This window comes from Mycobacterium sp. 663a-19, from assembly GCF_035616495.1.
In the GTDB taxonomy this organism is placed as follows: domain Bacteria; phylum Actinomycetota; class Actinomycetes; order Mycobacteriales; family Mycobacteriaceae; genus Mycobacterium.
In genome coordinates, this window is the sequence record NZ_JAPJAV010000015.1 from 83509 (window position 1) to 93460 (window position 9952).

Sequence of the window (9952 nt, forward strand, 5' to 3'; positions counted from 1 at the left end):
GTGAACACGGTCCCCGCCGTCGTCATCGCCGCGCCCGCGTCGGGCAGCGGAAAGACCACGGTCGCAACGGGTTTGATCGGGGCGCTGCGCCGGGCCGGGCACGCCGTCGCGCCGTTCAAGGTGGGCCCGGACTTCATCGACCCCGGCTACCACAGCCTCGCCGCGGGACGGCCCGGCCGCAACCTCGACCCGGTGCTGGTGGGGGAACGGCTCATCGGGCCGCTGTACGCCCACGGTGCCGGCGGCGCGGACATCGCGGTGATCGAGGGCGTGATGGGACTGTTCGACGGGCGGATCGGGCCGGCCGCGGCCGGCGGCGCGGCCACCCCGGCGGCGGGCTCCACCGCCCACGTCGCCGGCCTGCTGGGCGCCCCGGTGCTCCTGGTGGTCGACGCGCGCGGGCAGAGCCACAGCATCGCCGCACTGCTGCATGGCTTTTCGACGTTCGACCCCGCGACCCGCATCGCCGGCGTGATCCTCAACCGGGTCGGGTCGGACCGACACGAGCACGTGCTGACGCAGGCCTGCGAGCATGCCGGCGTCCCGGTGCTGGGCGCCGTCCCGCGAACGGCCGAATTGGAGCTGCCGGCAAGGCATTTGGGCCTGGTCACCGCCGTCGAGCACGGGCGACGCGCGCGCCTCGCGGTCGACGCGCTGACCGCCGTGGTCGCCCGCCACATCGACGTGGCCGCCGTGGCGGCGGCCGCCGGAATCAGCACCGCCGACGCGCCGTGGGATCCCGCCGCGGCGGTGGGCCCGGCGCCGGGCGGGCACCCCGTCGGCCGGGCTGTCGTCGCGATGGCGGCGGGCAAGGCGTTCAGCTTCGGCTACGCCGAACACGCCGAGCTGCTGCGCGCCGCCGGCGCCGACGTGGTCGAGTTCGACCCGCTCGCCGACCCGCTGCCCGGCGGCACCGACGCGGTGCTGCTGCCCGGCGGCTTCCCCGAGCAGTTCACCGCGGAGCTGTCCGCCAACGACGTCGCGCGCACCCAGATCAGGGAGCTCGCCGCCGCGGGGGCGCCGGTGCACGCCGAATGCGCCGGGCTGACCTATCTGGCCGACGACCTCGACGGGCACCCGATGTGCGGCGTGCTGGCCGGATCGGCGCGGTTCACCCCGCGGCTGACGCTGGCCTATCGCGACGCCGTCGCCGTCGCGGATTCGTCGCTGTATCGCGCCGGGCAGCGTGTCGTCGGGCACGAATTCCACCGAACCGCAGTCCTATTCGCCGACGGCTACCAGCCGGCGTGGGCGTACCGCGGCGCGAACCACGCGAAAGACGCGGCGCGGGAAGGGGCCGTGCACGGCGGCGTGCACGCCTCGTACCTGCACACCCATCCGGCCGCCACGCCGGAGGCGGTGACGCGCTTCGTCGCGCACGCCGCCACACGCCATAGGCTTGCCCGGTGACCGACGAGAACCCCTACCTGGTCGGCTTGCGGCTGGCCGGCAAGAAGGTCGTCGTGGTGGGCGGCGGCACGGTCGCCCAGCGCCGCCTGCCGCTGCTCATCGCCAGCGGCGCCAACGTCCACGTCATCTCCCGCAGCGCCACCCGCGCCGTCGAGGCGATGAGCGGAATCACGTTGTCGTTGCGCGAATATCGCGACGGCGACCTCGCCGGCGCCTGGTACGCCATCGCGGCCACCGACGACGGCCGGGTGAACGCCGCGGTGGTCGACGAGGCCGACCGGCGCCAGATCTTTTGCGTGCGCGCCGACATCGCGGTCGAGGGGACCGCGGTGACCCCGGCGTCCTTCAGCTACGCGGGGCTGTCGGTCGGGGTGCTCGCCGGCGGCGAGCACCGCCGGTCGGCGGCGATCCGGTCGGCCATCCGCGAGGCGCTGCAGCGGGGGATCATCCCGGAAACCCCGGAAGGCGCCGAGGGCTCCGAGGGCTCCGACGTCGTGCGCGGAGGGGTGGCGCTGATCGGTGGCGGCCCCGGCGACCCCGAGCTGATCACCGTCCGCGGCCGCCGCCTGCTGGCGCAGGCCGACGTGGTGGTCGCCGACCGGCTGGCGCCGCCCGAACTGCTCGCCGAGCTGCCGCCGCACGTGGAAGTCATTGACGCCGCGAAGATCCCGTACGGGCGGGCCATGGCCCAGGACGCGATCAACGACGTCATGATCGACCGGGCAAGGGCCGGCAACTTCGTCGTCCGCCTCAAGGGCGGCGACCCCTTCGTGTTCGCGCGCGGTTATGAGGAGGTGCTGGCGTGCGCCGACGCCGGGATCCCCGTCGCGGTGGTGCCGGGTGTGACAAGTGCCATAGCCGTGCCGGCCCTGGTCGGCGTCCCGGTCACGCATCGGGCGGTGAATCACGAGTTCGTGGTGGTCAGCGGCCATCTCGCGCCCGGCCATCCCGAATCGTTAGTGAATTGGGATGCGCTGGCAGCAATGTCTGGCACGATCGTTTTGCTGATGGCGGTCGAACGGATCGAGCTCTTCGTCGAAGTTCTGATAAAAGGGGGTAGACCTGCGGATACGCCGGTGCTGGTGGTCCAGCACGGAACGACGGCCGCCCAGCAGACGTTGCGGTCGACGCTTGCCGACACGCCCGAGAAGATTCGCGCCGAGGGTATTCGACCTCCCGCGATCATCGTGATCGGGCCCGTGGCGGCGTTCGGCGTTTAAAGGATCATTAAGATTACTGTAAGGTAACCCGATATGACGGCTCTCAACGACGCAGAGCGTGCGGTCCGGAATTTGGCATCCGCGCGCCCCGATCGTCCGGCCCCGGTGCGCGCGGAGCGCCCGGTGGAGACCGCCTCAACACGTATGAGCAGGTATTATCCCGCGTGGTTGCCCTCCTATCGCTTCATCGCGGCGGTCATCGCGATCGGTGGAATGCAGCTGCTCGCGACCATGGACAGCACCGTCGCCATCGTCGCGCTTCCTAAGATTCAGAACGAGCTGAGCCTGTCCGACGCCAGCCGCAGCTGGGTGATCACCGCATATGTGCTCACCTTCGGCGGGCTGATGCTGCTCGGCGGCCGGCTCGGCGACACCATCGGGCGCAAGCGCACCTTCATCGTCGGCGTCGCGCTGTTCACCATCTCCTCGGTGCTGTGCGCCGTGGCGTGGGACGAGGCGACGATGGTCATCGCCCGGCTCTCGCAGGGCATCGGGTCGGCCATCGCATCGCCGACGGGCCTCGCGCTCGTCGCGACCACCTTCCCCAAGGGTCCGGCGCGAAACGCCGCCACGGCCGTGTTCGCCGCGATGACCGCGATCGGCTCGGTGATGGGCCTGGTCGTGGGCGGGGCGCTGACCGAGGTGTCGTGGCGGCTGGCGTTCCTGGTGAACGTGCCGATCGGGCTGGTGATGATCTACCTGGCCCGGACCGCGCTGCGCGAGACCAACCGGGAGCGGATGAAGCTCGACGCCGCCGGGGCGATGCTGGCCACCCTGGCGTGCACCGCCGCGGTGTTCGCCTTCTCGATGGGCCCGGAGAAGGGCTGGGTCTCGGTCACCACCATGGGTTCGGGCGCGGTGGCCGTGGCCGCCGCCATCGCCTTCGCCATCGTGGAGCGCACCGCCGACAACCCCGTCGTGCCCTTCGACCTGTTCCGCGACCGCAACCGGTTGGTCACGTTCATCGCGATCTTCTTGGCGGGCGGGCTGATGTTCAGCCTGACCGTGAGCATCGGCCTGTACGTGCAGGACATCCTGGGCTACAGCGCGCTGCGCGCGGGCGTCGGCTTCATCCCGTTCGTCATCGCGATGGGGATCGGCCTGGGTGTCTCGTCGCAGCTGGTGTCGCGGTTTTCGCCCCGGGTGCTGACGATCGGCGGCGGGATCCTGCTGTTCTGGGCGATGATCTACGGCTGGGCGTTCATGAGCCGCGGCGTGCCCTACTTCCCGAACCTGGTGCTGCCCATCGTCGTCGGCGGAATCGGCATCGGCATGGCCGTCGTCCCGCTGACCCTGTCGGCGATCGCCGGCGTCGGTTTCGACCGGATCGGCCCCGTGTCGGCGATCGCACTGATGCTGCAGAGCCTGGGCGGCCCGCTGGTGCTGGCGGTCATCCAGGCGGTGATCACGTCCCGCACCCTGTACTTGGGCGGCACCACCGGCCCGGTGAAGATCATGAATGACGCGCAGCTGCACGCGCTGGACCACGGCTACACCTACGGCCTGCTGTGGGTGGCCGGGGTGGCCGTCATCGTGGGCGGCGCGGCGCTATTCATCGGCTACACCCCCGCGCAGGTCGCGCACGCCCAGGAAGTCAAGGACGCCATCGACGCCGGCGAGCTGTAGCCGCCGACCCGCGCCGCACCGCACGTCCGGACCCACCCGTTAGGCTGGCCCGCTGTGATCACCCGGATGTCCGAGTTGTTCCTGCGCACCCTGCGTGACGACCCCGCCGACGCCGAAGTGGCCAGCCACAAGCTGCTGGTCCGGGCGGGATACATCCGGCCCGTCGCGCCCGGGCTGTACAGCTGGCTGCCGCTCGGCCTGCGGGTGCTGCGCAACATCGAACGCGTCGTCCGCGACGAGATGAACGCCATTGGCGCGCAGGAGATCCTGTTCCCGGCCCTGGTGCCGCGCGCGCCGTACGAGACGACGAACCGTTGGACCGAATACGGCGACAGCGTGTTCCGGGTGCGCGATCGCCGCCGCAACGACTACATGCTGGGCCCCACCCACGAAGAGCTCTTCGCCCTGACCGTGAAGGGGGAGTACAGCTCCTACAAGGATTTTCCGCTGACGCTGTATCAGATCCAGAACAAATACCGCGACGAGGCGCGGCCCCGCGCCGGCATCCTGCGCGCCCGGGAATTCGTCATGAAGGACTCGTACTCCTTCGACATCGACGAGGACGGGCTCAAGGCGTCCTATCACGCGCACCGGGAGGCCTACCGGCGCATCTTCGATCGGCTCGGGCTGCGCTACGTCATCGTGTCGGCGCTGTCGGGCGCGATGGGCGGCAGCGCCTCGGAGGAGTTTCTGGCCGAGAGCCCGGCCGGTGAGGACACCTTCGTGCGGTGCCCGGAGTCCGGCTATGCGGCCAACGTCGAGGCGGTGATCACCCCGCGCCCCGACGCGGCGCCCATCGACGGGCTGGCCGAGGCGGTGGTGCACGACACCGGCGACACCCCGACCATCGCCAGCCTGGTGGCCTGGGCGAACGAGGCCGACCTGGGCCGCACGGTCACCGCCGCGGACACGCTGAAGAACGTCATGCTCAAGGTCCGCCCGCCCGGCGGCGACTGGGAGCTGCTGGCCATCGGCGTGCCCGGCGACCGCGAGGTCGACGACAAGCGGCTGGGCGCCGCGCTGGAGCCCGCCGACTACCAGTTGCTCGACGACGACGACTTCGCCAAGTACCCCTTTCTGGTGAAGGGTTACATCGGGCCGAAGGCGTTGCGGGACAACGATGTTCGCTACCTTGTCGATCCGCGGGTGGTGGACGGCACCAGCTGGATCACCGGGGCCGACGAGCCGGGCCGGCACGTGGTGGGACTGGTGGCCGGGCGTGACTTCACCGCCGACGGCACCATCGAGGCCGCCGAGGTGCGCGAGGGCGATCCGTCGCCCGACGGCGCCGGCCGGTTGGTCATGGCGCGCGGCATCGAGATCGCGCACATCTTCCAGCTCGGCCGCAAGTACACCGATGCGTTCACCGTCGATGTGCTCGGCGAGGACGGCAAACCGGTGCGGTTGATCATGGGCTCCTACGGGCTGGGGGTGTCGCGGCTGGTCGCCGTCGTCGCCGAACAGCAGCACGACGAGCTGGGCCTGCGGTGGCCGTCGTCGATCGCGCCGTTCGACGTCCACCTGGTGATCGCCAACAAGGACGCCGAGGCCCGCGCCGGGGCCGAGACGCTGGCCGGCGACCTGGATCGGCTGGGGCTGGAGGTGCTGCTCGACGACCGCCAGGCGTCGCCGGGGGTCAAGTTCAGGGACGCCGAGCTGCTGGGCGTGCCCTGGATCGTCGTGGTGGGGCGCGGCTGGGCCGACGGTGTGGTGGAGCTGCGCGACCGCTTCACCGGACAGACCCGGGAGCTGGCGGCAGGCACGTCGCTGGCCGTCGACATCGTGGCGGCCGTCAGGCCGTAGCAGGCTATTCGTTGCCGCCGGGGAAGCTCGTCGTGATGGGCCAGGCGTTCAGGACCCGGTTCCACCGGGCGGCCAGCACCGTGCCCTGGGTCAGCGCCGTCGAGGCAAAGGCCCGGTCCTCGCCCGTCTCGGCGTGCTCGATGACGGCGCGCCACGCGGTCTGGCCGTCGGTTTCCATCCGCACGGCCAGCCGCGCCGCGTCCGCCGGGCTGCCCACCAGCATGGGCAGCTGGTAGCCGGCGGCCGCGACCGGGGCGTTGACCTTGCGGGCGGTCAGCATGGCGATCACGTCGTCGCGGCGTTGGCGGTGCTGCTGCAGCGCCTCCACCACCAGGTTGTTGACGCCGGGCGGCGACAGCGCGGACACGATGCCGTAGCCGTAGATCGTCGAGTGTTCGACGGACAGCGCGTCGCACAGCGCCGCGTTGTCGGCGTCCTTGCCGGAGGTCACGGTGTCGGCCCCGCGGGCACCAGGGCGACCGTGTAGGACGCCGTGCAGGAGGCGGCGATGGAGCCGAGCAGCCCGGCCCGGTAGCCCGACGAGGTGGCCACCAACCGGTTGGCGCTCTCGGCCGAGGCGCGCAGCGCGTTGACCACGTCCGCCAGCGGCGGGGGTGGCGGCGGTGGCGGTGCCGGCGCCCCCGGCGGGGGCGGGCTGGGGCTGGGCGTCTCGCTCGACGAGGACGCGAGCTTGCCAGCCGCCCGGGCGATCTCGGTGGACAGGGCCCGGGCGTGCGCGGCGCGCTGGGTGGACACCACCGTCAGCGCGGCGGCGATCTGCGGCGGGTTGCCGACGGCCGCGGCGGCGGCACCGGCCAGCGCGCTGTCGCGCCGGGCCTGGTCCAGCGGCCCCAGCAGCTCCTCGACGGCCGGGGGCTTGGGCGGGGGCTCGCCGCAGGCGGATGCGACCACCCCGAGCGCGGCGATGGCCGCGCCGCCGGCGAGCACACCCCGCCGATTGGTGACGGGTATTGCGCTGCGCACAGCAACATCCTGCCATTGGTTGAAGGGCTGCAAGCCGGGAGGAGCTTGACCACGCGATCGCGCCGTCAGACCCGATTCCTGGCGTATCGTTGATAGCTGGTTCTCGTGGAACGGGGGGTTCCGCCGGGACACCGGAAGCCGCTCGGATCCTAATAAGTCGACGACATCCGACCAGATGACCGGACAACTCAAGATGAGGAGCTCGCCGTGACCACCGGGCTACCTTCGCAGACGCAGGTGATCGAGCTACTCGGTGAAGAGTTCGCGCGCGCCGGCTACGAGATCGAAGACGTGGTCATCGACACCCGCGCGCGCCCGCCGCGGATCAGCGTGGTCGCCGACGGCGACACCGCCCCGGACCTGGACACCATCGCCACCCTGTCGCGGTCGGCGTCGGCTTTGCTGGACGGCCTGGAAAACATCCGCGACCGCTACGTGCTGGAGGTCAGCTCGCCGGGCGTGGACCGCCCGCTGACCAGCGCGAAGCACTTCCGCCGGGCGCGGTGCCGCAAGGTCGAGGTCGCGCTGGCGGACGGATCGAGGCTGACCGGGCGCGTCGGCGAGACGCGCGACGACACGCTGGCGCTGGTGGTCCGCGCCGGGCGCGACTGGGCGGTGCGCCGGATCCCGCTCGCGGACATCGTGAAAGCCGTTGTCCAGGTTGAGTTTTCGCAACCGGCTCGGGCCGAGCTGGAGCTGGCTGGATTGGCTGAGAAGGAGCGGCGCTGATGAACATCGACATGGCCGCGCTGCACGCGATCGAGGTGGACCGGGGCATCTCGGTCAACGAACTGCTCGAGACGATCAAATCCGCGCTGCTCACCGCCTACCGGCACACCCAGGGTCACCAGAACGACGCGCGCATCGACATCGACCGCAAGACCGGTGTCGTCCGGGTGATCGCCCGCGAGCTGGACGAGGACGGCAACCTCATCAGCGAATGGGACGACACCCCGGAGGGGTTCGGCCGCATCGCCGCCACCACCGCGCGCCAGGTCATGCTGCAGCGATTCCGGGACGCCGAGAACGAGCGCACCTACGGTGAGTTCTCCACCCGCGAGGGCGAGATCGTCGCGGGGGTGATCCAGCGCGACAGCCGGGCCAACGCCCGCGGCCTGGTCGTCGTCCGGATGGGCACCGAGACCAAGGCCTCCGAGGGCGTCATTCCGGCGGCCGAGCAGGTCCCCGGCGAGAGCTACGAGCACGGCAACCGGGTCCGCTGCTATGTCGTCGGGGTGTCCCGCGGCGCCCGGGAGCCGCTGATCACGCTGTCGCGGACCCACCCCAATCTGGTGCGCAAGCTGTTCTCGCTCGAGGTCCCCGAGATCGCCGACGGGTCGGTGGAGATCGTCGCGGTGGCCCGCGAGGCCGGCCACCGCTCCAAGATCGCGGTGCGCTCCAACGTCCCCGGTTTGAACGCCAAGGGCGCCTGCATCGGCCCGATGGGCCAGCGGGTCCGCAACGTGATGAGCGAGCTGTCCGGGGAGAAGATCGACATCATCGACTACGACGAGGACCCGGCCCGGTTCGTGGCCAACGCGTTGTCGCCGGCCAAGGTGGTCTCGGTGTCGGTGATCGACCAGACCGCCCGGGCCGCCAGGGTGGTGGTGCCCGACTTCCAGCTGTCGCTGGCCATCGGCAAGGAGGGCCAGAACGCGCGGCTGGCCGCCCGGCTGACCGGGTGGCGCATCGACATCCGCGGCGATTCGCCCGCCGCCTCCGCGGGGCACGCGGAGAACCAGCCCGAACACGGCGCCAGCCACCCGATGGCACACGACCGCTAGCGCCCCGCGGCCGGTTCTGGCCGTCGGTCCGGTGCGGCTACACTGAGCCGTGATTCAGCGCGAGCCTTCGGCCCCCGGCACACGGGCGCACCGACACCCAGGTGGACCTGTGCGAACGTGCGTCGGGTGCCGAAAGCGAGAGCTGGCCGTCGAACTGCTTCGCGTGGTGGCCGTGTCGACCGGGAACGGCGAATACGCCGTGATCGTTGACGCGGGGAGTAGCCTGCCGGGGCGGGGTGCATGGCTGCATCCCGTACCGCAGTGCGTCCAACAGGCGATTCGGCGGCGGGCTTTCACCAAAGCGCTGCGAATCACCGGTGCACCGGATACATCCGCGGTGGTCGAGCACGTAGAGTTGCTCAGTGCGCCCGACCCGGCAACAGAAGAGGCAGCAAAGAACATGAGCACACCGTGAAGTCCCGATGACAATGCGTCATAGCTAAACCCGAGGCGCGGCCGGCCCACGACTGTCGCCTCATAGACAGGAGATGTAGTGGCAGGTAAGGCCCGCGTACACGAGTTGGCCAAGGAACTCGGTGTCACCAGTAAGGAAGTCCTCGCCCGGCTGAATGAACAGGGCGAATTCGTCAAATCCGCGTCGTCGACGGTAGAGGCGCCGGTCGCCCGCCGGCTGCGCGAATCGTTCGGCGGGGGCAAGCCCGCCGCCGACAAGGCCGCCAAGGCTCCCGCCAAGGCGGCCAAGGCCGCCGACAAGGGGATCGACAAGTCCGTCGGCAACGGTGAGGCCGGCGCGCCGGCCAAGCGTGCCGACGCCGTCGCCCAGGGCTCCCCGGCCGCGACGGCCGAAGCGCCGGCGCCCCAGGCGCCCGGACGGCCCGCGCCGCCCCCGGGTCAGCCTGCAGGCCCGGCCCCCGGCCAGCCGACCCAGGGCATGGCGCCGGGGCCGCGTCCCGGTCCGGCGCCGAAGCCCGGCGTGCGCACCCCGCGCGTCGGCAACAACCCGTTCTCGTCGGCGCAACCCGTCGACCGCCCCATTCCCCGTCCGCCCGCGCCCCGTCCCGGCGCGGCCCGGCCCGGGATGCCCCGCCCGGGGGTGTCGCCGGGCAGCATGCCGCCCCGTCCCGGCGGGGCCGCGGCGCAGGGTCGCCCGGCCCGCGCCGGTGG

10 protein-coding genes are annotated in these 9952 nt (G+C 71.5%); 8 read left to right on the forward strand and 2 right to left on the reverse strand.

Translation table 11 applies throughout. The features are described from left to right. The 4 genes from OQ968_RS22495 to OQ968_RS22510 are packed head-to-tail and all read left to right on the forward strand — an operon-like array spanning position 1 to position 6059. Entirely contained in the window at positions 1-1410 is a 1410-nt protein-coding gene (locus OQ968_RS22495; RefSeq protein ID WP_324681617.1) for a cobyrinate a,c-diamide synthase, read from the forward strand. After that, complete coding sequence (cobA, locus tag OQ968_RS22500) at positions 1407-2630, forward strand: uroporphyrinogen-III C-methyltransferase (RefSeq protein ID WP_324681601.1); 1224 nt, start codon at positions 1407-1409, stop codon at positions 2628-2630. The genes OQ968_RS22495 and cobA overlap by 4 nt, the downstream gene beginning before the upstream one ends. Before the next feature lie 33 nt (positions 2631-2663). Continuing rightward, positions 2664-4256: an MFS transporter gene (locus OQ968_RS22505; RefSeq protein WP_324681603.1), complete on the forward strand. Its 1593-nt coding sequence runs from the start codon at positions 2664-2666 to the stop codon at positions 4254-4256. A 54-nt stretch (positions 4257-4310) separates the two neighbouring features. Further along, positions 4311-6059 carry a proline--tRNA ligase gene (locus OQ968_RS22510; RefSeq protein ID WP_324681605.1) on the forward strand — a complete coding sequence of 583 codons (1749 nt, stop codon included), beginning with the start codon at positions 4311-4313 and terminating at the stop codon, positions 6057-6059. A 4-nt stretch (positions 6060-6063) separates the two neighbouring features. Here the strand turns inward: OQ968_RS22510 and OQ968_RS22515 are convergent, their stop codons facing one another. Beyond that, complete coding sequence (locus OQ968_RS22515) at positions 6064-6510, reverse strand: ferritin-like domain-containing protein (protein WP_324681607.1); 447 nt, start codon at positions 6508-6510, stop codon at positions 6064-6066. Next, positions 6507-7043 carry a hypothetical protein gene (locus tag OQ968_RS22520; RefSeq protein ID WP_324681608.1) on the reverse strand — a complete coding sequence of 179 codons (537 nt, stop codon included), beginning with the start codon at positions 7041-7043 and terminating at the stop codon, positions 6507-6509. The genes OQ968_RS22515 and OQ968_RS22520 overlap by 4 nt, the downstream gene beginning before the upstream one ends. Before the next feature lie 207 nt (positions 7044-7250). Between OQ968_RS22520 and rimP the strand changes: the two genes are divergently transcribed. The 4 genes from rimP to OQ968_RS22540 form a co-directional block, all read left to right on the forward strand. Beyond that, positions 7251-7772 carry a ribosome maturation factor RimP gene (gene rimP / locus OQ968_RS22525; protein ID WP_324681609.1) on the forward strand — a complete coding sequence of 174 codons (522 nt, stop codon included), beginning with the start codon at positions 7251-7253 and terminating at the stop codon, positions 7770-7772. Then, the gene (gene nusA, locus OQ968_RS22530) at positions 7772-8827 is read left to right on the forward strand and encodes a transcription termination factor NusA (protein WP_324681610.1); all 1056 of its coding nucleotides are present in this window, start codon (positions 7772-7774) and stop codon (positions 8825-8827) included. The genes rimP and nusA overlap by 1 nt, the downstream gene beginning before the upstream one ends. A 172-nt stretch (positions 8828-8999) precedes the next feature. Next, positions 9000-9242 (forward strand): YlxR family protein, encoded by a 243-nt coding sequence (locus OQ968_RS22535; RefSeq protein WP_324681611.1) that lies wholly within the window; start codon positions 9000-9002, stop codon positions 9240-9242. Between the two features lie 78 nt (positions 9243-9320). Further along, on the forward strand, positions 9321-9952 hold a 632-nt coding region (locus tag OQ968_RS22540; RefSeq protein WP_324681612.1), incomplete at its 3' end, for a translation initiation factor IF-2 N-terminal domain-containing protein.

Bases quoted from the DNA above. Each gene is read 5' to 3' on its own strand.
- OQ968_RS22505 (WP_324681603.1), top strand. From the start codon at position 2,664: ATGACGGCTCTCAACGACGCAGAGCGTGCGGTCCGGAATTTGGCATCC.
- nusA (WP_324681610.1), top strand. From the start codon at position 7,772: ATGAACATCGACATGGCCGCGCTGCACGCGATCGAGGTGGACCGGGGC.